Source organism: Massilia sp. CFBP9026, from assembly GCF_034045165.1.
Lineage (GTDB): Bacteria > Pseudomonadota > Gammaproteobacteria > Burkholderiales > Burkholderiaceae_D > Telluria > Telluria arenae.
Genome location: NZ_JAXCWH010000002.1, coordinates 693762 through 716196 on the forward strand (window position 1 = coordinate 693762; position 22435 = coordinate 716196).

The 22435-nt window shown below is 66.3% G+C and carries 20 protein-coding genes; 14 read left to right on the forward strand and 6 right to left on the reverse strand.

From position 1 onward, the window contains the following. The first annotated feature begins 272 nt into the window (after positions 1 to 272). The 11 genes from SOM28_RS07410 to SOM28_RS07460 all read left to right on the forward strand — a co-directional run bounded on the left by SOM28_RS07410 (position 273) and on the right by SOM28_RS07460 (position 10169). Positions 273 to 1199 (forward strand): LysR family transcriptional regulator, encoded by a 927-nt coding sequence (locus SOM28_RS07410; RefSeq protein WP_123071042.1) that lies wholly within the window; start codon positions 273 to 275, stop codon positions 1197 to 1199. A 43-nt stretch (positions 1200 to 1242) separates the two neighbouring features. Beyond that, the gene (locus SOM28_RS07415; RefSeq protein WP_123071043.1) at positions 1243 to 2157 is read left to right on the forward strand and encodes a LysR family transcriptional regulator; all 915 of its coding nucleotides are present in this window, start codon (positions 1243 to 1245) and stop codon (positions 2155 to 2157) included. A 227-nt stretch (positions 2158 to 2384) separates the two neighbouring features. Continuing rightward, positions 2385 to 3809 (forward strand): SLC13 family permease, encoded by a 1425-nt coding sequence (locus tag SOM28_RS07420; RefSeq protein WP_123071044.1) that lies wholly within the window; start codon positions 2385 to 2387, stop codon positions 3807 to 3809. A 23-nt stretch (positions 3810 to 3832) separates the two neighbouring features. Further along, positions 3833 to 5500: a malonate decarboxylase subunit alpha gene (gene mdcA, locus SOM28_RS07425; RefSeq protein WP_320467711.1), complete on the forward strand. Its 1668-nt coding sequence runs from the start codon at positions 3833 to 3835 to the stop codon at positions 5498 to 5500. A gap of 10 nt (positions 5501 to 5510) precedes the next feature. Further along, on the forward strand, positions 5511 to 5825 hold the full coding sequence (gene mdcC, locus SOM28_RS07430; RefSeq protein WP_005669552.1) for a malonate decarboxylase acyl carrier protein: 315 nt from the start codon (positions 5511 to 5513) through the stop codon (positions 5823 to 5825). After that, complete coding sequence (locus SOM28_RS07435; RefSeq protein ID WP_320467712.1) at positions 5822 to 6724, forward strand: biotin-independent malonate decarboxylase subunit beta; 903 nt, start codon at positions 5822 to 5824, stop codon at positions 6722 to 6724. The genes mdcC and SOM28_RS07435 overlap by 4 nt, the downstream gene beginning before the upstream one ends. Next, positions 6724 to 7440, forward strand: a complete 717-nt coding sequence (locus SOM28_RS07440) for a biotin-independent malonate decarboxylase subunit gamma (protein WP_320467833.1) — start codon at positions 6724 to 6726, stop codon at positions 7438 to 7440. The genes SOM28_RS07435 and SOM28_RS07440 overlap by 1 nt, the downstream gene beginning before the upstream one ends. Then, entirely contained in the window at positions 7424 to 8104 is a 681-nt protein-coding gene (mdcG, locus tag SOM28_RS07445; RefSeq protein WP_320467713.1) for a malonate decarboxylase holo-[acyl-carrier-protein] synthase, read from the forward strand. The genes SOM28_RS07440 and mdcG overlap by 17 nt, the downstream gene beginning before the upstream one ends. Further along, positions 8092 to 8979, forward strand: coding sequence for a triphosphoribosyl-dephospho-CoA synthase MdcB (gene mdcB / locus SOM28_RS07450; RefSeq protein ID WP_123068830.1), 888 nt, complete (start codon positions 8092 to 8094; stop codon positions 8977 to 8979). The genes mdcG and mdcB overlap by 13 nt, the downstream gene beginning before the upstream one ends. 1 nt (position 8980) lies before the next feature. Next, positions 8981 to 9910: an ACP S-malonyltransferase gene (locus SOM28_RS07455; RefSeq protein ID WP_320467714.1), complete on the forward strand. Its 930-nt coding sequence runs from the start codon at positions 8981 to 8983 to the stop codon at positions 9908 to 9910. Between the two features lie 130 nt (positions 9911 to 10040). Continuing rightward, a complete protein-coding gene (locus SOM28_RS07460; protein ID WP_267876048.1) occupies positions 10041 to 10169 on the forward strand; it encodes a hypothetical protein in 129 nt (42 codons plus the stop codon). Between the two features lie 157 nt (positions 10170 to 10326). Here the strand turns inward: SOM28_RS07460 and SOM28_RS07465 are convergent, their stop codons facing one another. After that, positions 10327 to 12645: an arylsulfatase gene (locus SOM28_RS07465; protein ID WP_320467715.1), complete on the reverse strand. Its 2319-nt coding sequence runs from the start codon at positions 12643 to 12645 to the stop codon at positions 10327 to 10329. A gap of 110 nt (positions 12646 to 12755) precedes the next feature. Continuing rightward, on the reverse strand, positions 12756 to 13907 hold the full coding sequence (locus tag SOM28_RS07470; RefSeq protein ID WP_320467716.1) for a GNAT family N-acetyltransferase: 1152 nt from the start codon (positions 13905 to 13907) through the stop codon (positions 12756 to 12758). A 64-nt stretch (positions 13908 to 13971) separates the two neighbouring features. Here SOM28_RS07470 and SOM28_RS07475 point away from each other — a divergent pair, with 64 nt between their 5' ends. Together SOM28_RS07475 and SOM28_RS07480 are read left to right on the forward strand one after the other, a co-directional pair. Further along, entirely contained in the window at positions 13972 to 16020 is a 2049-nt protein-coding gene (locus SOM28_RS07475) for an NAD(+) synthase (RefSeq protein WP_320467717.1), read from the forward strand. A 26-nt stretch (positions 16021 to 16046) separates the two neighbouring features. Further along, complete coding sequence (locus SOM28_RS07480; protein WP_005669566.1) at positions 16047 to 16385, forward strand: P-II family nitrogen regulator; 339 nt, start codon at positions 16047 to 16049, stop codon at positions 16383 to 16385. A 78-nt stretch (positions 16386 to 16463) separates the two neighbouring features. Here the strand turns inward: SOM28_RS07480 and SOM28_RS07485 are convergent, their stop codons facing one another. Beyond that, a complete protein-coding gene (locus tag SOM28_RS07485) occupies positions 16464 to 17069 on the reverse strand; it encodes a trimeric intracellular cation channel family protein (RefSeq protein ID WP_005669569.1) in 606 nt (201 codons plus the stop codon). Positions 17070 to 17172: 103 nt separating this feature from the next. Between SOM28_RS07485 and SOM28_RS07490 the strand changes: the two genes are divergently transcribed. Continuing rightward, positions 17173 to 18225 (forward strand): DUF1176 domain-containing protein, encoded by a 1053-nt coding sequence (locus tag SOM28_RS07490; RefSeq protein ID WP_123068836.1) that lies wholly within the window; start codon positions 17173 to 17175, stop codon positions 18223 to 18225. Here the strand turns inward: SOM28_RS07490 and SOM28_RS07495 are convergent. From SOM28_RS07495 to trxB, 3 genes are all read right to left on the reverse strand, one after another. Continuing rightward, on the reverse strand, positions 18194 to 20383 hold the full coding sequence (locus tag SOM28_RS07495) for an ATP-binding protein (protein ID WP_320467718.1): 2190 nt from the start codon (positions 20381 to 20383) through the stop codon (positions 18194 to 18196). The genes SOM28_RS07490 and SOM28_RS07495 overlap by 32 nt on opposite strands. Before the next feature lie 166 nt (positions 20384 to 20549). Beyond that, a complete protein-coding gene (locus tag SOM28_RS07500; protein ID WP_123068838.1) occupies positions 20550 to 21230 on the reverse strand; it encodes a Smr/MutS family protein in 681 nt (226 codons plus the stop codon). A gap of 26 nt (positions 21231 to 21256) precedes the next feature. Continuing rightward, positions 21257 to 22225 (reverse strand): thioredoxin-disulfide reductase, encoded by a 969-nt coding sequence (gene trxB, locus SOM28_RS07505; RefSeq protein ID WP_123068839.1) that lies wholly within the window; start codon positions 22223 to 22225, stop codon positions 21257 to 21259. Positions 22226 to 22435 lie beyond the last annotated feature (210 nt).

Consider the following 22435-nt stretch of genomic DNA (forward strand, 5'->3'; position numbering starts at 1 on the left):
CATTTTTGGTATGGCATGCAATCGAGCATGCGTGCGATCGAGCGCATGCCAAGCAGTGTGCCAAGGTCGGGTTTGGTTGAATAGTCAACAATCGCCCACCCCGTTGTGCACGAATGCACAGCCCGCTTGCTGGCCTTCGTTGTGAGCTTTCCTAGGGACAGATGCCGCATCGCACCATTTCTGTGGCACTGCAGACATCGTCGGTAAATTGCTTGCAGAGGGAATGTGCACGAGTGCACAATGTGTCATCTTGATATCTGACAAGCGATCTCATGAATACGCTCCCGGAGTGGACTGATCTGCGTTTCTTCTTGGAGCTGGCCCGCGCCGGCACCCTGTCCGGCGCCTCGCGCCGCCTCGACGTCGAGCACACGACCGTCGCGCGCCGCATCGACCGGCTCGAGACCCAGCTCGGCGCGACCCTGTTCGACCGCTCGCGCGAAGGTTATGAGCTGACCGAGGTCGGCCTGGCCCTGCTGCCGCACGCCGAGGCGATGGAAGGGGCGGCGCTGGCGGCGGCCGAGCAGATCGGCGGGGCCGAAGTGGCGGCCCACGGCGTGGTGCGGCTCGGGGTGCCGGAAGTATTCGGCGTGAAGGTCGTGGCGCCGCTGCTGGTTGGCCTGCTCGACCAGCACCCGGACCTGCAGATCGACTTGCTGGCGCTGCCGCGCTTTGCCAACCTGGCCAACCGCGAGGCCGATCTGGGCGTGATGCTCGATCCGCCCACCACCGGCCGCTACGTGGTGACGCGCCTGGCCTCGTTCCGCTTTTATTTGTACGCGTCGCCCGCCTACCTGGCGCGGCATCCGACGATCCGCACCCAGGCCGACCTGGCGCGCCACGACTTCGTCGACTACGTGCAGGACCGCCTGGCCAGCCGCGAACTGTCGTACCTGAACGAGCTGGGTTTCACGCCGCGCCGGCGCATGTGCTGCTCGGGCATGACGGCGCAGATCGAGGCGGCGTCGCTGGGCATGGGCCTCATGATGGCGCCGCCCTATGCGGTGCCGGACGATGGCCGGCTGGTGCCGGTGCTGCCGGGCTTTTCGGCCGAGCGCTCGTTCTGGCTGGCGGCGCCGACCGACCTGTATCGCCTGCGCCGCGTGAAGGTGGTGTGGGATGTGCTGCGCGAGTATGCCGACAGCTCTCCCGGCCTGTTCGTCCAGGATGGCATGCAGCCTGCATTGGCGCCAAATTGAAGAGCGCGGTATCCTCGCACGGTTCACATTTGTAAAGGCAACCATGCGCAGCCAGATCAGCGACGACATCACCTTCCGCAAACTCGAGATCTTGCTGGCCTATATGGAAGGCGGCAACCTGAACGCCGCCGCGCGCATGCTCGACATCAGCGCGGTGAGCGTGCACCGCGCGCTGCATTCGCTCGAGGAGGGCATGAGCTGCCAGCTGTTCAGCCTCCAGGGCCGCAACCTGATCCCGAACGAGGCGGCCCAGGTGCTGGCCGAGGTCAGTCGCGAAGTGGTCAAGCTGATGGCTGACGGTATCGCCGCCACGCGTTCGGCGGCCGGCTATTCGGCCGACCATCTCAGGATTGGCTCGCTGTATTCATTGACGACGGGAGCGATCCCCGAGGTCATCATCGGCATCAAGTTGCGCAAACAGGAAATCGAGACCGAGCTGGTGCTGGGTTCGAACGCAGAGCTGCTGCATAAACTGAAGCAGAACGCGATCGACGCGGCGCTGATGGGGATGCCCGATCCCGACCCCGAGATTGAATCGATCCCGCTGTTCGAGGATGAGGTGTTCTTCGCCGCGCCGGCCGGCTCGCCCTACGCGAATATGAAGGAAGTCGACCTGCGCGCCTGCGCAGCCGAGAAATTCGTATGCCTGAAGGATGGCTTCGTGACCCTTACGGGCTTCCAGGAAGCCTTCCGCATCGCCGGCTACGCGCCGACCATCGTCACCCGCGTGGGCGACATCTTCTCGCTGATGAACCTGGTGGCGGCCGGCATCGGCTACACCTTGCTGCCGGGCCGGGTGCGCAATGCCTTCGGCGACAAGGTGCAGCTGATCCCCCTGAAAGCCGACTACCACATGCAGCAGACCATCGGCCTGAGCTTCTTGCGGGTGCGCGAACGCGACCCCAATCTGCTGGCGCTGGCGGCCGTATGCCGCATGCTCAAGCACCGTACGGCCTGATACCGCAGCGCAGCATCCAGGCGCGCCTTCAGGTCGACAGTTTCGCTGACAGTAAACGTTGCCGACCGAGCGTAATTGATCTCCGATCCAATCGCGGCTAACTTGGCAGCACAAACAGCTTACCAAGAGCATAACTAAGAGCATGACCCATACGGGATCATGTATTGGAGACGTACCACCCGCGGTCACCCGGTTGGAGCCGGCCCGCACCTCGAAGGAGCCTTGCCGTGTCCTCTCATGTCATTGCAATTTGCGTGCTGGCGCTGATGTTCATCGTCGCCACCGCCATGCCCATCAATATGGGTGTCATCGCCTTCGTCGGCGCCTTCCTCGTCGGCACCCTGGTCGCCGGCATGGAAACCAAGACCATCATGTCCGGCTACCCGGCCGAACTATTCCTGACCCTGGTCGGCATCACCTTCCTGTTCGCCCAGGCCCAGAACAACGGCACCATCGACTGGCTGGTGCGGCTCGCGGTGCGCGCCGTCGGCGGGCGCATCGCGGCCATCCCGTGGGTGATGTTCTTCATCACCGCCTTGCTCACCTCGGTGGGCGCGGTCAGCCCGGCGGCGGTGGCGATCATCGCACCGATCGCGCTCGGCTTCGCGGCCAAGTACAAGATCAATCCTCTCATGATGGGCCTCTTGGTGATCCACGGCGCCCAGGGCGGCGGCTTCTCGCCGATCAGCATCTATGGCGGTATCACGAACAAGGTCGTGATGGAGGCGGGGCTGCCGATCTCGCCACTGACCACTGCCTTCACCAGCCTGGGCGTCAACCTGGCGGTGTCGGTGCTGCTGTTCTTCGTGTTCGGCGGCGCCAAGCTGATGCGCCAGCAAGTGCCGAAGGCCGAGCGCTCGGGCAAGGGCCTGCCGGTTTCGCCTTTCGGTCCCCCGGTGGCGGTGGCGGCCCAGGGCCCGCAAATCTATGGCGATGCCGAGAACGAATCGGCGAGCGAAGAACGCCTGACCAAGGAGCGTTCGAGCGCCGCCGTCGGCGCGGTAGGCGCCACCGGCTCGGGTAGCGCCGCCGGCCACGCCGCGGTTGACCTGAACGAAGGCCCGACCTTCCACCAGATGTTCACCGTGGCCGGCCTGGTCGCGCTGGCCGTCCTGACCCTGCTGTACAAGCTCGACATCGGATTCGTCGCCATCACTATCGGCCTGCTGATCTCGATCCTGTCGCCGCAGGTGCAGAAGCGCGCCATCGGCCAGGTGTCGTGGCCAGAGATCATGCTGATCGTCGGCGTGTCGACCTATGTCGGCGTGATGCAGAAGATGGGCACCATCACCTGGGTCGGCGACAGCGCCGCCAGCCTGGCTTCGCCGCTGACCGTGGCCTTGCTGCTGCTTTTCGTCGGTGCGGTTGTCTCGGCCTTCGCTTCCTCGACCGCGGTGCTGGGCTCCCTGATCCCGCTGGCGGTGCCGTTCCTGGCCTCGGGCACCGGCGTCGACCCGATCGGCTTCATCGCCGCCATGGCGGTCGCATCGACCATCGTCGACGTCAGCCCGTTCTCGACCAACGGTGCGCTCGTGCTGGCCAGCGCCCAGGGCATCGACCGCGACGTCTTCCTGCGACAGCTGATGATCTATGGCGGTATCGTGACCCTGGTGGCGCCGGTCGTGCTGTGGGTGCTGTTCGTGGTGTTCTAAAGTCGCAAAAAATAGGAAATCTCATGACTCACAGTGAAGGCCGCTGGACTACCCAGCAACGCAACCGCGGCGATCGCCTGGCACGAGTCCAGGCGGCGCTCGGCGGGGCGCTGGACGGCAAGATCGTCCAGGCCGCGCACATCGTCGACCTGCTCAATGCCGTGCTGGAGCCGGGCGACCGGGTCTGCCTGGAGGGGAATAACCAGAAGCAGGCCGATTTCCTGGGCAAGGCGCTCACGAAAGTCGACACCAGCCGCGTGCATGACCTGCACATGCTGCTGTCGGTGCTGTCGCTGCCCGAGCACCTGGACGTGTTCGACAAGGGGATCGCCTCCAAGCTGGACTTCTCGTTCTCCGGCCCGCAGGCCGGCCGCCTGGCCAAGCTGGCGCAAGCCGGCAAGCTCAATATCGGCGCGATCCACACTTACCTGGAATTGTTCGCGCGCTACTTCATCGACCTCACGCCGCGCGTGGCGCTGGTGGCGGCCGAGATGGCCGACCGCGAGGGCAATCTGTACACCGGCCCGAACACCGAGGACACGCCGGCCATCGCCGAGGCGACCGCCTTCAAGAGCGGCATCGTGATCGCCCAGGTCAACCAGATCGTCGACAAGCTGCCGCGCGTGGACATCCCGGGCGACTGGGTCGGCTACGTGGTGCAGTCGCCAACCCCGTACTACATCGAGCCGCTATTTACACGCGATCCGGCCCAGATCTCCGAGATCCAGGTCTTGATGGCGATGATGGCGATCAAGGGCATCTACGCCGAGTACGAGATCGAGCGCCTGAACCACGGCATTGGCTTCGACACCGCCGCCATCGAGCTGCTGCTGCCGACCTATGCCGCCAGCCTCGGGCTGAAAGGGAAGATCGCGCGCCACTGGGCGCTCAATCCCCATCCGGCCCTGATCCCGGCGATCGAAGCCGGCTTCGTGGCGTCGGTGCATTCCTTCGGCTCAGAACTGGGCATGGAAAAATACATCAGTGCGCGGCCGGACGTGTTCTTCGTCGGGCCGGACGGCTCGATGCGCAGCAACCGCGCGTTCTCGCAGGCGGCGGGCCACTATGCCTGCGATATGTTCATCGGCTCGACCCTGCAGATCGACTTGCAGGGCAATTCGTCGACCGCGACCCTGGGCCGCATCGCCGGTTTCGGCGGCGCGCCGAATATGGGCGCCGATGCGCGCGGCCGGCGGCACCCGAGCAAGGCCTGGCTCAAGGCGGGCGAGCAGGCGCGCGCGGGCCGCAATGTGATCCCGCGCGGGCAGAAGCTGGTGGTGCAGATGGTCGAGACCTTCCGCGAGCACATGGCGCCGGCGTTTGTCGAAAAACTCGACGCATGGCAGTTGGCCGAGCAGGCGAATATGGCGATCCCGCCGGTGATGATCTATGGCGACGACGTGACCCACATCCTGACCGAAGAGGGCATCGCCAACCTGCTGCTGTGCCGCTCCGAGGAAGAGCGCGAGCAGGCGATCCGCGGCGTGGCCGGCTACACGCCGGTGGGCATGGCGCGCGACAAGCGCATGGTCGAGAACCTGCGCGACCGCGGCATTGTCCAGCGCCCCGAAGACCTTGGCATCGACAAACGGATGGCGACCCGCGACCTGCTGGCCGCCAAGAACATGAAGGGCCTGGTGCGCGCATCCGGCGGCCTGTACGATCCGCCGAAGCGCTTCAGGAACTGGTGAGGAAACAACCATGGAAACGTTGAAATACCGTTTCGAGCAGGGCAGGCGTTCGCTGGCCGGCATGCCGCAGCTGGTGGGCGTGGTCGGCTCGGGCAATCTCGAAGTATTGATCGAGCCGTCGCCCTTGCAGGGCGCGTGCGAGATCGAGGTGCGCACCGCGGCCGTCGGCTTCGGCGCCACCTGGCAGGCCGTGATGGCCGATTTTCATGATCGCTGGAGTCTCGCCGACGCGCGCATCAGTATCAACGATATGGGCGCCACGCCGGCCGTGGTCAGCCTGCGGCTCGACCAGGCGGTGGAATCCCTGACTGGAGGCGCAGTATGAGCAGCTACCAGGAATTGACGGCGCGCCAGCGCATTCCGGCGATGTTCGACGCCGGCAGCTTCGAGGAATTCCTGCCGCCGAGCGAACGGGTGGCAAGCCCGCACCTGGCCCAGCTCGACGCGCCGGTGTCGTTCGACGACGGCGTCGTCGTCGGCCGCGGCAAACTCGATGGCAAGTTGGTGTTCGGCGCCGCGCAAGAGGGCGGTTTCATGGGCGGCGCGGTGGGCGAGGTCCACGGCGCCAAGCTGGTGGGCATGCTGCGCCGCGCGATCGACGAGAACGCGCACGCGGTGCTGCTGCTGCTGGAATCGGGTGGGGTGCGCCTGCACGAGGCCAACGCCGGCCTGATCGCGGTGTCGGAAGTGATGCGCGCCATGCTCGACGTGCGCGCCGCCGGCATCCCGGTGGTGGCGGTGGTGGGCGGCGCCAATGGCTGCTTCGGCGGCATGGGCATCGCGGCGCGCTGCGCCAACACCGTTATCATGTCCGAGGAGGGGCGCCTGGGCATGTCGGGCCCCGAGGTGATCGAGACCGCGAATGGGGTCGAGGAATTCGATTCGCGCGACCGCGCGCTGGTGTGGCGCACCACGGGCGGCAAGCACCGCTACCTGCTGGGCGATTGCCAGCTGCTGGTGGCGGACGAGTCGGACGCCTTCCGCACGGCGGCCATCGCGGCGATCGCCGAGCTGCGTGGCGGCGAAGTGCGCCTGACGCTCGAGGGACTGCTGGCCGAGCAGGCCATGCTGGCGCGGCGCCTGGACGACAGTGCGGGCCTGGCCGAACCGATGGACGTGTGGAAGCAGCTCGGCGTGCCGGAGCCGGCCAGGGTGCCGATGCTGGAAGCCGACGCCTTCCTCGACATGGCGGCGCAATACCGCGCCACAACGGGAGCACCATGATGGATTGGCAGCTACTTACGACCCAGCTTTTCCCCGGCGGTCACGACATCGTCGAACGCGATAATTTTTTATCCGGCACGGCGCAGGTCGACGGCCAGCCGGTCGCGGTGATCGGCACTACCGGCCACACGCCGATCGGCATCGAGATCGCGCTGGCACAGGCGCAGGCGATCCTCAAGACGGTGCAGGAGCATCCGGGACGGCCGATCCTGATCCTGGTCGACACGCAAGGCCAGCGCCTGCGCCACCGCGACGAGATGTTGGGCATCAATAGCTATATGGCCCACCTGGGCAAGTGCGTCGACCTGGCGCGCCGCCAGGGCCATACCGTGATCGGCCTGGTGTACGATCAGGCGCTGTCGGGCGGTTTCATCACCAGCGGCCTGATCGCGAGCGCCTGCTACGCATTGCCGCAGTCGACCATCCGCGTCATGGGCCTGCCGGCGATGGCGCGCATCACCAAGGTGCCCGAGGAACGCCTGACCGAGCTGGCGCGGGACAATCCGGTGTTCGCGCCAGGCCCCGAAAACTACCTGCGCATGGGCGGCCTGCACGGCATCTGGGAAGACGATCTCGCCGGGCAGCTGGTGCGCGCGCTGGGCGATGCCACGGATGAAGACCGGCGCATGGCGCTGGGCCTGGAGCGGGGCGGACGCCTGCTGGCGCAGCCGGTCGCCAAAGCGGTGCGGAGCGGCGGCCATGTTCGCGCGGCATGACCTGGTATGGCTGACGCGCCGCGGCTGGCAGCGCGTGCGCGCCGGCGCGCCCGAGGCGGCGCTGGCCGCGCTCGACCGCTGGCGCGACGGCGGCTGGCCGGCCGTGGTGCGGCGCGCCGAGGCCGAGATGGCGGCGAACGAGGTGGCGATCGGTTTCCCGCTGCCGCCGCGGCCCGACGAAGGCGGTAAACTGAAGTTCGGCTGCCGGGTCGAGCTGTCCGATATCGGCCGCCGCACGCGCGCCTTGCCGCTGGTCGCGGCCTTGGACGCGGTGCCGGAGCAGTGGCGCGAGAGCCTGGCCCTGCTCGAAAGCCAGGCCGCCGAAGCCGGCGTGGGCCTGGCGGTGTATGGCTCGGTGGCGCTGGCGGCGCTGACCGGCCAGTACTACCTGACCCCGCATTCCGACATCGACGTGCTGCTGCAGCCCACCAGCCGGCGCCAGCTGATGAAGGGGCTGGACCTGCTGGCCTGGCATGCGGGCATCCTGCCGCTCGATGGCGAAGTGGTGTTCCCCGATGGGCGCGCAGTGGCCTGGAAGGAGCTGCGCGCGGCCTTTGCGGGCGCGCCGGGCACGCGCGTGCTGACCAAGGGACTGCACCGGATCGCGCTGGTGCTACCCGAAGAACTGATTGCGACGCTGGAGGAAGAAACGTGCCCGAATTGACTTGCCTGCACACGACGGTGGCGTCCCGCCTGCCGGCCGCCATCGCCGAGCGCGCGTTCTGCCAACGCATTGCGCGCCTGGCCGTGCGCAGCCTGTACGCCGAACTGGTCTTGTATCCGAAGCCGGGCCTGGTCTCGCTGGTCGACAACGGCAGCCATGCCGACATGACGGCCGTGACCTTCCTGCGCAGCATGTTCGCGCTGCGCCGCTATTTTCTGAAGATCACGCATGCCGGCATGCGCGACGCGCCGTTCCACACGCTCAAGCGGCTCGGCATCGATGCCGAAGCGCGCATGCTGCGCGCCACCGCCGGCATCAACACCCACCGTGGCGCGATCTTCTGCCTCGGCATGCTGTGCGCCGCAATCGGGCGCTGCCACGCCAGTGGCGCGGCGCTGACGGCAGGCAGGGTGCACGCCATGCTCCTCGAGGGCTGGGGGCGAGAACTCGGCGCGCACAGTGTCGCTCCCGGGATGCAATCGAACGGGGCCCGGGCGCGGTCGGCCTACGCGGCGAGCGGCGCACGCGAGGAGGGCGCGCGCGGCTTTCCGTCGGTCTTTCATATCGGCCTGCCGGCCCTGCGCCGCACCCTGGACGCTGGCCGCGGCATGCGGGAAGCGCGCATCGATGCGCTGTTCGCCCTGATGGCACATATCAGCGACACCAACGTCTACCATCGCGGCGGCCCTGACGGCGCCTCGAGGGTGCGGCGCCAGGCGCGCGCCTTCGTTGCGCGCGGCGGCACCGCCAGCCCTGACTGGGAGGCGCGGGCGCTGGCCTGTCATCGATCCTTCGTCGCCGGCCGCCTGTCGCCGGGCGGCGCGGCCGACCTGCTGGGCGCGGCCTGCCTGCTGCAGGCCGTGACGGTCGATTAGCATGGCGGGACGGCTCGCCATCCTGTGCCCGGGGCAGGGCGCTCAGCATGCCGGCATGTTCGACCTGGCGCGCCTGGACCCTGGCGCCAGCGGGCTGCTGGACGAATGGTTCGTCGAGCCGCGACTGGCGCCGGTGCTGCGCGCTTCAGTGGAAAGCGAAGAGCGTTTCGCGAACCGCATCGCGCAGCCGTCCATCGTCGCGGCGACCCTGGCGATATGGACCGCCTTGCGCGCCCGGCTGCCCGAACCGGCCCTGGTCGCCGGCTACAGCATCGGCGAATTGTCGGCCTATGGCGTCGCCGGCGCGCTCGACCCTGGTTCCACAGTCAAGCTGGCCATCGAACGCGCGCGTGTGATGGACACCTGCCTGGAGGGCGAGGCGGCGCAGGCGATGGTCGCGCTGTCCGGCATGCCCGATGGGAGCGTGGAAGCGCTGCTGGCGCGCTTCGGCTACTACGCCGCGATCGTTACCGGCGACGATGCGCTGGTGGCCGGTGGCCCCGCAGCCCAGGGCGAGGCGCTGGCGCAAGCGGCGCTGGCGGCCGGTGGACGCGCGACCCTGCTGCCGGTCGCCGTGGCCTCGCACACGCCGCTGCTGCAGGCCGCCGTGGCGCCGTTCGCGGCACTGCTGGAGAAGCAGCGCTGGTCGGCGCCGGCCTTCCCGGTCCTGTCCGGTATCTCGGCCGAGCCGGTCACCGATGCGAAGAAGGCAATGCGCGAGCTGCCGCGCCAGATCGCCGAGCCGATCCTTTGGCGCGAATGCATGGACGCGTGTGTCGAAGCCGGCGTGACGGTCGCGCTCGAGCTGGGGCCGGGGGCCGCCCTGGCGCGCATGTTGCAAGCGCGCCACCCTGGAATCGCCTGCCGCTCGGTGTCCGAATTCCGCTCGCTTGATGGGATCCATAGCTGGCTAGGGAGGCAACTCGATTAACATTCACGAAGCTGATGTCTGATATTGCTACTCGGAATTGGAAGTTCGTCCGGGTCGCCTATATAACGGTTGCATAGCAGTCGTTATCGTAGGCGCCGCCGTTGTCGGCGGTGCAATCAAGGAGTCGCACGTGAAAAAAATCGTCAATGCCCTCGTCGCTGCCGCCGGCAGCCGCGCCAGGAGCGTCATCCGCAAGCAGGCTGAGGCCGGCAAGCCGTTCCAGGAGAATTTCCGCAGCAATGCGGGCGGCTGGAACTAAGCACGTCTGCCGCCAGATCGTCGGCGGCAATGAATAAAAAGCTGGATCCGTATCGCGGGCCAGCTTTTTTTTCGTCGGTACCGGTTATCGAAACCTGATTTTCGCCGCGTGATGACGCAGGCAGTGCTTCCTTGAGCCGGGCTCCCTGGCCCGGCGTTCAGTCGCGCGCCATGGCGGCGACCAGGTGCGTCTCGACGTCGACGTACAGGTCGCTGCCTACGTCGAACACGACCTTGTTGATCTTGCCCCCCGAGAATGCGAACCTGGGCCGGTAATCGTGCGAGACGCCGTCGCCCGAGTCGTAGCCGATGCACAGGCCTTCGCCGGTAATGGCGAAGTGCCCCGTCATCGTGCGGATCTCGGCTTCGGCCACGACCTGGTCATCGACGTACAGGCGCGCCGGGCCATACGATTCCTTGTATTGGCCCATTCTCTCCTTGGTGAACTCGACGCCGACCACGTGTTTGCCGGATCGGGGTGCATCTCCGACCAGGCGCTGCTCGGGCGGGATGCCGAGGAAGTTGTAGACGTAGATGAGCTTACCGTTCTTGACGAACAGCGCATGGCCGCCGAAGCGTGAACCGTGGGCGAACAGGATGCCCTGGCTGTCGGCGGTGAACTCGACGTCCGCCAGCACCTTGAACGAGACGCCGTGGGTGTTGGCGGCAGAATGTTCCGGCACGGTGCTGGTGCCCGGGTAATAGGCGTACTGCCGGCTCGGCGGCACGGGCGGCTTGAACTCCATCTTGAGGATCCCCATGACGCCCAGGTCGGACAGCGGCAGCACATCGTATTTCTTCGCCTCGCTCATCCAGAGCGCGGCCATCTCTCCGACTTTTTCCGGGTGCTGGTCCGCCAGGTCGAGCGCTTCGGAACGGTCTTCGTCCGTATGGAACAGCTGCCAGCGGTCCTTGTCGAAGTTGCCGAGGTCAGTGAAGGGGCCGTGTTCAGTGACCGCCTTCCAGCCCTTGTGCCAGATGCCGCGGGTGCCCAGCATCTCGTAATACTGGGTTTCCTTCTGCGTGGGTGCATCGACGTCATCGAAGGAATAGCGCATGGAGACGCCCGGCAGCGGCGTCTGCGTCACGCCGTCGACCGATGCCGGCATCGTTACGCCGCAGCATTCGAGGATGGTCGGCACGATGTCGGTGCAGTGGTGGTACTGGTGACGCACCTCGCCGCGCGCCTTGATGCCCTTCGGCCAGCAGATGACGAGTGGATCGGCGACGCCGCCCTGGTAGGAATAGCGCTTGAACATCCGGAACGGGGTCGAGAACGCCGCTGCCCAGCCGGTCGGATAATGGTTGTAGGTGGCTGGGGTACCCAACTGGTCCAGCATCGCCAGGTTCTGGCCGATATCGTCGGGGAAGCCGTTGGCGAACTTGCCTTCGTTGATCGAGCCGTTCGGCGAGCCCTCGCCGGAGGCGCCGTTGTCGGCGCAATACATGACCAGGGTATTGTCGAGCTGCCCCGATTCTTCCAGGTAGTCGACGATGCGGCCGATCTGCACGTCGGTGTACTCGGACATGGCGGCATACACCTCGGCCATGCGGCTGAACAAGGCCTTTTCGTCGGCGTCCAGCGTGTCCCACGGACGCACCGCGTCGAGCGGGCTGAAGGTGCCTTCACGCATGGGGTTGAGCGGCGTGAGCGCGGTGTCCTGAGGAAGGATGCCCTTGTCGATCATGCGCGCCAGCGCCCAATCGCGATACGCTTCGTAGCCGTCGTCGAACCTGCCCTTGTACTTGTCGATGTATTCGCGGGGCGCGTGGTGCGGCGCGTGGTTGGCGCCTGGGCAGAACCACAGGTACCAGGGCTTGTCTGGTTCGGTCTGGCGCGAGTCGCGGATGAATTCGAGCGCCTTGTCGGCCAGGTCTCGCGACAGGTGGTAGCCTTCCTCCGGCGAGTACGGCGGCTCGACATAGTGGTTGTCCTCGGCCAGGTCGGGATACCACTGGTTGGTTTCGCCGCCGATGAATCCGTAGTAGCGGTCGTAGCCCATCGCCAGCGGCCAGCGCTTTTTGGACGCGCCCATGGTCCATTCGTCGACCGGCACATTATGGTTCTTGCCGACCCAGAAGGTGCTCCAGCCGGCCTCGCGCAGCACCGTGGCCATGGTGGCGCACTCCGGCGGCACATGCGAGTTATAGCCGGGGAAGCCGCTGGCGGCCTCGGAAATCGTGGCGAAGCCGTTCTGATGGTGGTTGCGACCGGTCAGGAAGCACGAGCGCGTGGGCGAACACAGCGCCGTCGTATGCCATTGCGAGTAGGTCAATCCGGTGTCGGCCAGGCGCTTGAGCGTCGGCATCTCGATGCGGCCGCCGAAGGGCTCCCATGCCGCCAGGCCGGTATCGTCGTACAGGACGACCAGCACGTTCGGCGCACCTTGCGGCGCGCGCCGGGCCAGGAACGGTTCCCAGTCCGGCGTGGAGTCGCGCACGTCGAGTTCGATCACACCTTTGAAGTCGGGGTTCATGTCCGTTCCTTTCGCGCGCCGCCCGGTTGTGCGGCATCCTCGCAGTCTAGGCGGGCGGGTCGCGCGCCGCCATTGGACCTTCGCCGCACGCAGCAGGCGGCGGGGGAGCGTCAGCGTGCCCGGAACGGGTTGCGCTCGTTCAGCTCATCCATGTAATCGTCGATCCCGCCCGCTTCGCGCTCCAGGAAGCGTTCGACCGCGTCCGCGAACGACGGATGCGCCAGCCAGTGCGCCGACCAGGTCCGGGTCGGCAGGAAGCCGCGCGCCATCTTGTGTTCGCCCTGGGCGCCGCCCTCGAAGGTGGCGATGCCCTGCTCGATGCAGAACTCCAGCGGCTGATAATAGGCGGCCTCGAAGTGCAGGCAGGGCACGTGCTCGAGCGCGCCCCAGTAGCGCCCATACAGAGTGTGTTCATCGTGGATCACCAGCGAGGCCGCGATCGCCCGGCCTTCCTGTTCCGCGATCACCAGCAGGATATTCTCCGCCATGGTTGCTCCGATGCGCAGGAAGAAATCGAGGTTGAGGTAGGGCGTCGAGTGGTGTTCGCGGTAGGTGTTGCGGTAGCAGCGGTTGAACAACACCCAGTCCTCGCGCGTGGCGTCCATGCCGCGCACCCTGCGCATCGTCACGCCGGCTTCCTTCACCTTGCGCCGCTCGGCGCGGATGTTCTTGCGCTTCTTCTGCTCGAGCGTGGCCAGGAACTCGTCGAAGCTGCGGTAGCCCCCGTTGAGCCAGTGGAACTGCACGCCGCTGCGCAGCAGGAAGCCGGCGTCGCGCAGCTGCTGCGCCTCTTCCTCGGGCGGGAACAGCACATGGGTCGACGAGACCTCGGTCGCCCGCTGGGTGGCGCACAGCACGTCGACCAGGGCTGCCCGCGCCGCGGCATCGCGCGCCATCAGGCGTGCGCCCGCCACCGGCGTGAACGGGATCGCGCTCAGCAGTTTGGGGTAATAGTCGAGCCCATGGCGTTGATAAGCGTCGGCCCAGGCCCAGTCGAACACGTATTCGCCATACGAGTGGCCCTTGACGTACAGGGGCAGGGCGGCGGCCAGCACGTCCTGTTCGTCATACAGCAGCAGGAATTGCGGCTGCCAGCCCGTCTCGGGCGAGGCGCTCCCCGAGGCGTGCAGCGCATGCAGGAAAGCGTAGCAGAGAAACGGCGTCGGCGCCGCCTGGGCCTGGACCAGTGCGTCCCAGGAGGCCTGGCCGACTTCGGACAGATCGGAAACGATATGCGTGCGATAATTCAAAATTGCTTCCATTGACGAGGTGAGTGACGACAGGCAGCGATGCGGCCTCGACCTGTCTCACTGCGAAGATCATTTTATGAACAGCCCATTCTTCAATCTCTATTCGCACCATTTCGCCCGCGTCGCGGTGGCCATCCCGCGCGTGCGGATCGCCGACCCGGCGTATAACGTCGAGCAGACCATCGGGCTCGCGCGCCAGGCCGCAGAACAGGGCGCCGCCCTGGTCGCATTCCCCGAACTGGGCCTGTCCGCCTATACCTGCGACGACCTGTTCCACCAGCGCGCGCTGCTCGACGCCACCCTCGAGGGCCTGGCGGCCATCGTCGAGGAATCAAAGACGCTGCCGTTGGCCATGGTCATCGGTATGCCGCTGCGGGTCAACCACATGCTGTTCAATTGCGGCGTGGTGGTCGCGGGCGGCAAAGTGCTGGGCGTGGTGCCAAAGAGTTTCTTGCCTAATTATGGCGAGTTTTACGAATCCCGGCAGTTCACCCCCGCGGATTGCGCGGCGGTGGACCAGATCGACCTGTTCGGCGCGCTCGTTCCCTTCGGCGCGAACCTGCTGTTCGAGGTCGCCAATCTGCCGCTGCTGCGCTTCCACGTCGAGATCTGCGAGGACGTCTGGGTGCCGGTGCCGCCATCCTCGTTCGCCGCGCTGGCCGGCGCCACGGTGCTGGTCAACCTGTCGGCCTCGAACGTCGTGGTGGGCAAGAGCGGCTATCGCCACCAACTGGTCGGCCAGCAGTCGGCGCGCTGCATGGCGGCCTATCTGTACACCTCGGCCGGCCGCGGCGAATCGACCACCGACATGGCCTGGGATGGCCAGTCGCTGATCTACGAGAAGGGCGAGCTGCTGGCCGAGTCCGAGCGCTTCGCCGACGATTCGCACATCATCTATGCCGACGTGGACCTGGACCGTCTGTCGACCGAGCGCATGAAGGCGACCACCTTCGCGCAGTCGGTGCGGCGTCATGCCGGTGAGGTGTCGAACTTCCGAGTGATCGACTTCGAGCTGGATTTGCCTTTGGCGCGCACCCTGCCGCTCCAGCGTAAGATCGAGCGATTCCCCTACGTGCCTGCCGACCGCGCGCGGCGCGACGAGCGCTGCACCGAGGTCTATAACATCCAGGTGCAGGCCCTGATCCAGCGCCTGTCGTCGAGCGGCATCCAGAAGGTGGTGATCGGCGTGTCGGGCGGTCTCGATTCGACCCATGCACTGCTGGTGTGCGCGAAAGTCATGGACCGTCTCGGCCTGCCGCGCACCAACATCCTGGCCTATACGATGCCGGGCTTTGCCACCAGCGGCCGCACGCTCAGGCAGGCGCGCGACCTGATGGCGGCGGTCGGCTGCAGCGCGCAAGAGATCGACATCCGCCCGAGCTGCATCCAGATGCTGAAGGACCTGGGCCACCCCTACGTCGAGGGCAAGGCCGAATACGACATCACCTTCGAAAACGTGCAGGCGGGCGAGCGCACCAATCACCTGTTCCGACTGGCGAATTTCCACAACGGGATCGTGATCGGCACCGGCGACCTGTCCGAGCTGGCGCTGGGCTGGTGCACCTACGGCGTGGGCGACCATATGTCGCACTACAACGTCAACGCCAGCGTGCCCAAGACCCTGATCTCCTACCTGGTGCGCTGGGTGGCCGAGACCGGCGCCGTGGTCGGCGGCGACGCGCAGGTGCTGCTCGACATCCTCGACACCGAGATCAGCCCTGAGCTGGTGCCCGGCGGTGCCAACGACGACAAGCCCGCGCAAAGCACGCAGGACCGCATTGGCCCCTACGAGCTGCAGGACTTTAACCTGTTCTACACGCTGCGCTACGGCTACAAGCCGAGCAAGACGGCCTTCCTCGCGTACTCTGCCTGGCACGATCGCGAACTTGGCCGCTGGCCCGAGGAGCTGGGCACGCGCAACCAGTATGACCTGGGCGCCATCAAGCGCAACCTGTCGATCTTCCTGTTCCGCTTCTTCAAGACCAGCCAGTTCAAGCGTTCCTGCGTGCCGAACGGGCCGAAGGTCGGCAACGGCGGCTCGCTGTCCCCGCGCGGCGACTGGCGCGCGCCGTCCGACTCCGAGGCCACCGTGTGGCTGGACGACCTGGCGAACATCCCCGATTAACTTTGGTACATGAAAGGACCAACACCATGAAACAGATTACCTGCGTGATCAAGCCGTTCAAGCTCGACGAAGTGCGCGAAGCGCTGGCCGAGGTGAACGTGACCGGCCTGACCGTGACCGAAGTAAAGGGCTTCGGCCGCCAGAAGGGCCACACCGAGCTGTATCGCGGCGCGGAATACGTGGTCGACTTCCTGCCGAAGGTGAAGATCGAGGTGGTGGTGGACGATCCGATGGCCGAGCAGGTGGTCGACGCCATCATCAAGGCCGCGCGCACCGGCAAGATCGGCGACGGCAAGATTTTTGTTCAGAACGTGGAGCAGGTGATTCGTATTCGTACCGGCGAGACCGGCGCGGACGCGGTGTAACACTGCCACCCACGCGGCTGTAGGGTGGACGGCTATGCCGTCCACGCGTTTACCAGCGCCTGCTGAAACCTGGTTGCATCAACGCCCCATCCGCATATCGAACTTCCACGTCAGCAGCCTCAGTCCGCTGATGAACAGGCAGCTCGACCACAGCGCGAAGTCGTGCGACACGCCGTATTTACCCATCAGCAGGAACAGCCAGTTGCCGAGGAAGGCGCAGATGGCATACGGTTTGCCGTCCCGGAACACCATCGGCACCTCGTTGCAGACGATGTCGCGCAGCACGCCGCCGAAGATCCCGGTGATCACGCCCATCATCGAGGCGATGAAGATCGGCATCTCGGCCGCCAGCGCGGCCGACGTTCCCGCGATCGAGAACAATCCCAGTCCCACTGCGTCAGCCACCACGATCAGGCGTTCCGACACGATCTGGCGCAGCGTGCGGATCAGGGGCGAGGCCACCAGCGCCAGCACGAAGATCGCGATCGCATATTCCTGGTGCGTGACCCAGAACAGGGGACGCTTGTCGAGCAGGATATCGCGCAGGGTGCCGCCGCCGAAGGCGGTGATGAAGGCCACCGTGAAGACCCCGACCAGATCCATGCGCTTGCGCCGTGCCTCGATGAAGCCGGAAAACGCGCCGACCAGGATCGCCATGATTTCGATGAACTTGATGAGGGTCATGCAGCAGCAGGAAGCGGGAAGTGTTGTTAGACTACCATGCGGCTGCAGACTTACGTAAGGTAAATCTGCGGCGCACCAACGACGAGAGAAAGCCCGCCCACGCATGCGTATCGCCACCCTATTGTTGGCCTCCCTGGCCGCCGCCAACCCCGCCAATCCAATCTGGGCGAGCGAGCTACCCAAGCTGTCTTTCCAGCACCACGACTGGGAACTCGCCTGCGACAACACCCGTACCTGCCGCGCCGCCGGCTACCATGCCGAAGAAGGCCGCAACCGGCCGCTATCGGTCCTGCTGGAGCGCAGGGCAGGGCCTAGCCAGGCTTTCGATGTGAAGCTGCGGCTGGGCGATGCCGACGATGGCATCGACCTGCCCGCGACGCTCGCGATGCAGGTCGACGGCCGCGCGCTCGGCACGGTCGAGCTAAAAGGCGAGGAGTCGATCGGCAGCCTGAGCGCTTCCCAGGCCCAGGCGCTGCTGCGCGCAGTGGCCGGCGCCGGCAAGGTGAGTTGGCGTGCCGGAGGCCTCACCTGGTCCCTGTCGGGCAAGGGCGCCTCGGCGGTCCTGCTCAAGATGGACGAGTTCCAGGGCCGCCTGGGCACGCCGGGCGCCGCCATGCGCAAGGGCGGCAGGCCGGAGCAGGACGTGTTGCCGCCGTTGCCTGCGCCGGTAGTCACGGCAGCCTCGGTCCCGGCTGGCGAACTGGCGCCGCTGGGCAAGGAAGAAGAACGGATCCTGCTGGCGACCCTGCGCAAGACCGCCGGCAATGAGGACTGCGGCGACCTCGAGGCGATCGCCACCGGCGAGAGCAAATTCGCCTATGCGCCGCTCACGTCAACGACGATGCTGGTCTCGGCGCGCTGCTGGCGCGGCGCCTACAACGAGGGGCACGGCTACTGGGTCGCCAACCGCAAGCCGCCGTTCGCGCCGGCACTGGTGACGCAATCGGGCACGGACTACGACAAGGGCGTCATCGGCGCATCTCACAAGGGCCGTGGCATTGGCGACTGCTGGGGGCACGACGAATGGGTGTGGGACGGCCGGCGCTTCGTGCACACGGCGTCGGGAACGACCGGCATGTGCCGCGGCATCGCGGCAGGTGGCGGCTGGAGTTTGCCGACGCTGGTCAGCCGCCGGCCAGCGGCAGGCGCAAAGTAAACACCACCCGCTCGTTCTCGTAGCGGTAGGCGATCTCGCCGCTGTGCTCGCGCACGATCTGCTGCGTGATGTACAGCCCCAGGCCCATGCCGGTGCGGTTGCGCGGATTGTTGAGCGAGGTGCGCTTGAACGGATTGAACAGGGTCGCCACCGTCTCCGGCGGGATCGGCGCGCCCGCATTCGACACGGCGACCGAGGCTTCGCCGTCCCGCGCGCGCAGGCAGACAGTGACCGGCTGCCCGGGTTCGCCGTGGTGGCGCGCATTGCTCAGCAGGTTGGACAGCACCTGGGCCAGGCGGCTGCTGTCGGCCTTCACCGTGGCCGGGTCGTCGCACACCAGTTCAAGCGGGATCGAAGGATAGGCCATGCGCGCCTCGTCCATCAGGTCGACCAGCAGCGCCTTGAGGTCGACTTGTTCGAGCGCCACGCCAAGGCCCATGCCGCGGTCGATGCGGCTCATGTCCAGCACCTGGCTGATCATGCGCTGCATCCGGTTGGTGGAGGACTGGATGCGCTTGCCGATGGTCGGCTGGCCGCTGTTGCCGCCGCCGCTGGCGTTGCCGGTGCGTTCCAGCACCATGCCGGCCATATTGATCGAGTGCAGCGGGTCGCGCAGGTCGTGGCCGAGCATCGCCAGCAACTGGGCGCGGGTGGCCTCGGTCTGCGAGCGGTGCGCGTTCATGGCGCGCACCAGTTCGGCGAGGGTCAGGCGCGAATTGGCCAGCACGCTGTGCTCCCATGGGTGGGCGCAGCCGCGCACCGTTTCGTGCCAGGCGTCGAACGAGCCGCGCGGCGTCAGGCGCGCGCCCAGCGGGCCGATGGCTTCGGTCTTGTCCGGGCGGCCGCCCCAGGCCACGGTTTCGATCTGCTCGACGCGCAGCAGGATGCACCAGCCGTGGCCGAGCGGGTCGAAGGGCAGGGCCAGCAGACCGACCCACTTGCCCAGCTGCTCGCGCAGGGTTTCAGGCCAGTCGGCGCGCATCTCGCGCACCACCAGATCGTGCTGGTTGTCGGGCAGCGAGGCAACGATCGCCTCGGCCAGGCCGGCAGGCAGGTCGCCATGGGTGGCGATCTTGCCGTGCTGTGTCGCCACCATCGCTTGCGCACCGCTTGCCGCCATCAGCGCCCGCGCGTGTTCGCCCAGCGCGTCGAGCGGATCGTCGTCGAGCAGCAGCGATTCGACCAGCGCGGTGCGCACGCGTGCCGACTGCTCGGCCAGCGACGCCTCATGGCGCGCTTCGATGCTGTGGATGGTCGAGGCCATTACCTGGGCCAGTACGTCGGCCGCCATGCGGATCGCATGCGGCACCAGCTTGCGCGACATATGATGGCAGGCGATCAGTCCCCACAGGCGGCCATTGATCACGATCGACACGCTCATCGAGGCGCACACGCCCATGTTCTTGAGGTATTCGACGTGCACCGGCGAGACGCTGCGCAGCACCGCGAAGCTCATGTCCAGCGGAGCCGCGCCCGGTGCGCCGTACAGCGGCACCGCCTCGTAGCCCATGTCCGGGATCATGCGCAGGGTATTGAGTGTGTACAGGCGGCGTGCCTGGGCCGGGATATCGCCGGCAGGGTAGCGTTGTCCCAGATAGGGAACCAGGTCGTCGCGGCGGCTTTCGGCCACCACGTCGCCGCTGTCGTCGGCGCGGAAGCAATAGGCCATCACGCGGTCGAAACCGGTGAACTCGCGCACCTGCTGCACCGCCGAGGCGAGCAGGGCATCGATAGTCTTCTGGCGCCGCAGGCGGTCGATCGAGCCGTGGGCCTTGATGGCGAAGCGCGACACTTCCTCGCTCGACGTCTCGCGCATCTCGAACTCGGCGACGATGCGTCCGGCTTCGGCGTGCACCACGCAGTCGTAGTCGGTGTCGCCGACGCGCAAGTTGGCCACCAGCGGCGCGGCATCGTCGTCGCCGCGCAAGGCGATGCAGTCGGCGATGGCATCGACGGCGTCAGCCGGCAGGCCGAGGCCGGCATAGGGCAGGCCGAGTGTGGGCGCGATGCCGAGCATCGCCGGCGCGTTCATGCTCCAGCCTTCGAGCTGGCCGTTCTCCTGGAAGAACAGCAGGGCGCCGTGCGGCTGGATCGAGCCCGGGACGTGGATCGGTTCGTCGGCGCAGGATTGCAGGTCGACCTGCCGTCCGTGTTCCATTGGAACTGCTTGCGTCGCGTTCAATTCACACATCCCCTTTGCGGTCAATCCGGAAGTGTCCGGGTACGAGGCATTCTACAGTTAACAGATAATTTCCAGCGAAATTGCCAGTTTGAAATGAGTGATTGTCACACGAGATGCAGCATACCGTCCAACGCGCGCAACATCAATCGTGCAGGGCGGGGCGCAGCAGGGCGATGAGGGCGCCATGGCCGCCGTCGGAACGGCCGGCCGCGCAGAAGGCGATGACTTCGTTTTTTTGCACCAGCCAGCTGTGCACGATGCTGCGCAGCACCGGCTCCCCCTTGGGCGAACCATAGCCGATGCCGTGGATGATGCGCACGCAGCGCATCCCGCGCCGGTTGGCGCGGTGCAGGAAATCGGTGAGGGCGTCGCGCGCGCCGTCGCGGGTCAGGCCGTGCAGGTCGAGCTCGTCCTGGATCGGCCAGTGGCGCTTGCGCAGCTTTTTCACGACGTCGGGGCCGACGCCGTCGCGGGCATAGCTCATGGACGGGTCTTCGTCGAGCATGCCCTCGACGTCGAACAGGTCGGACAGTTCATCCGACATCGAGGCGCGCAGCACGTCGGCCGTTTCATCTTCGGGGCTCAGTTGCGCGCGCGCTTGCGCAGCGCGGTTGGGCGCCACGTACACGGGGCGGTGCACGTAGCGGTCCGACTCAGGCATCTTGGTGATGCCTTCCATCGAGGTGCGGAATTCCACCGCCCGTTCGCGCGCGATGCGTTCGCGCTTTTCGCGTTCGGCCTGTTCGATGGCGCGCACGCGCTCGTCTTCCTTGAGCTGGTCGCGCAAGCCTTTCAGTTGCGCGAAGTCTTTCATGCCCGCCATCGCTTGCTACCTTTTTAGTGCGTTGATTACTTTGGATCGTCTTCCAGCGCTTCCAGGTAGCGCTGGGCGTCGAGCGCTGCCATGCAACCGGTGCCCGAGCTGGTGATCGCCTGGCGATAGATATGGTCCTGCACGTCGCCGGCGGCGAACACGCCCGGCACGCTGGTGGCGGTCGCCATGCCTTCCAGGCCCGACTTGGTCACCAGGTAGCCGCCGCTGTGCATCTCGAGCTGGCCTTCGAAGATGCCGGTGTTCGGCTTGTGGCCGATCGCCACGAACAGGCCGTGCACGGTCAGTTCCTTGGTTTCGTCGCTATTGGCCGATTTCAGGCGCAGCGAGGTCACGCCGCTCTGGTCGCCCAGGACTTCGTCCAGGGTCTGGTTCAGCTCGAGCACAATCTTGCCTTCGCTGACTTTGTGCATCAGACGGTCAACCAGGATCGGCTCGGCGCGGAACTTGTCGCGGCGGTGGATCAGGGTGACTTTCGAGGCGATGCCGGCCAGGTACAGGGCTTCCTCGACCGCGGTATTGCCGCCGCCGATGACGGCGACTTCCTGGTTGCGGTAGAAGAAGCCGTCGCAGGTGGCGCAGGCCGACACGCCGCGGCCCATGAACGCCTGTTCCGACGGCAGGCCGAGGTACTGGGCCGAGGCGCCGGTGGCAATGATCAGGGCGTCGCAGGTGAAGGTGTGGCTGTCGCCGACCAGGCGGATCGGTTTTTCGTTCAGGTAGGTCGTGTGGATGTGGTCGAACACGATCTCGGTGTTGAAGCGCTCGGCATGCTGCAGCAGGCGCTGCATCAGTTCCGGACCCTGCACGCCCAGCGGGTCGCCCGGCCAGTTCTCGACATCGGTGGTGGTCATCAGCTGGCCGCCCTGCTCGACGCCGGTGACCAGCATCGGCTTCAGGTTGGCGCGGGCGGCATACACCGCGGCGCTGTAGCCGGCTGGCCCGGAACCGAGGATGAGGACTTTGGCGTGTTTGGTAGTAGTCATGGCGGCGCTCTTTGCTTCACGTGGTTGTTATGTGGACACACGGCAATTGGGGGCGGCCTGACAGGAATCAAGGGCCACCGAAGCCAGCCAGAGGGGTGTCCGGAGAGCGCCGATTATAGTCGATGATGCAGATGTGCATGAATCGTAGGGGCAACGCGGCCGTATATCGCTTAGAATGAAAGGATCGTCGATAGTACTTACTTCCGCAGT

What these genes read in the sequence shown, in the direction of transcription:
- SOM28_RS07410 (WP_123071042.1), top strand. Translation starts at nt 273, where the DNA reads ATGAATACGCTCCCGGAGTGGACTGATCTGCGTTTCTTCTTGGAGCTG.
- SOM28_RS07415 (WP_123071043.1), top strand. Translation starts at nt 1,243, where the DNA reads ATGCGCAGCCAGATCAGCGACGACATCACCTTCCGCAAACTCGAGATC.
- mdcA (WP_320467711.1), top strand. Translation starts at nt 3,833, where the DNA reads ATGACTCACAGTGAAGGCCGCTGGACTACCCAGCAACGCAACCGCGGC.
- mdcC (WP_005669552.1), top strand. Translation starts at nt 5,511, where the DNA reads ATGGAAACGTTGAAATACCGTTTCGAGCAGGGCAGGCGTTCGCTGGCC.
- SOM28_RS07435 (WP_320467712.1), top strand. Translation starts at nt 5,822, where the DNA reads ATGAGCAGCTACCAGGAATTGACGGCGCGCCAGCGCATTCCGGCGATG.
- SOM28_RS07440 (WP_320467833.1), top strand. Translation starts at nt 6,724, where the DNA reads ATGGATTGGCAGCTACTTACGACCCAGCTTTTCCCCGGCGGTCACGAC.
- mdcG (WP_320467713.1), top strand. Translation starts at nt 7,424, where the DNA reads ATGTTCGCGCGGCATGACCTGGTATGGCTGACGCGCCGCGGCTGGCAG.
- SOM28_RS07455 (WP_320467714.1), top strand. Translation starts at nt 8,981, where the DNA reads ATGGCGGGACGGCTCGCCATCCTGTGCCCGGGGCAGGGCGCTCAGCAT.
- SOM28_RS07465 (WP_320467715.1), bottom strand. Translation starts at nt 12,645, where the DNA reads ATGAACCCCGACTTCAAAGGTGTGATCGAACTCGACGTGCGCGACTCC.
- SOM28_RS07470 (WP_320467716.1), bottom strand. Translation starts at nt 13,907, where the DNA reads ATGGAAGCAATTTTGAATTATCGCACGCATATCGTTTCCGATCTGTCC.
- SOM28_RS07475 (WP_320467717.1), top strand. Translation starts at nt 13,972, where the DNA reads ATGAACAGCCCATTCTTCAATCTCTATTCGCACCATTTCGCCCGCGTC.
- SOM28_RS07480 (WP_005669566.1), top strand. Translation starts at nt 16,047, where the DNA reads ATGAAACAGATTACCTGCGTGATCAAGCCGTTCAAGCTCGACGAAGTG.
- SOM28_RS07485 (WP_005669569.1), bottom strand. Translation starts at nt 17,069, where the DNA reads ATGACCCTCATCAAGTTCATCGAAATCATGGCGATCCTGGTCGGCGCG.
- SOM28_RS07490 (WP_123068836.1), top strand. Translation starts at nt 17,173, where the DNA reads ATGCGTATCGCCACCCTATTGTTGGCCTCCCTGGCCGCCGCCAACCCC.
- SOM28_RS07495 (WP_320467718.1), bottom strand. Translation starts at nt 20,383, where the DNA reads ATGGAACACGGACGGCAGGTCGACCTGCAATCCTGCGCCGACGAACCG.
- SOM28_RS07500 (WP_123068838.1), bottom strand. Translation starts at nt 21,230, where the DNA reads ATGGCGGGCATGAAAGACTTCGCGCAACTGAAAGGCTTGCGCGACCAG.
- trxB (WP_123068839.1), bottom strand. Translation starts at nt 22,225, where the DNA reads ATGACTACTACCAAACACGCCAAAGTCCTCATCCTCGGTTCCGGGCCA.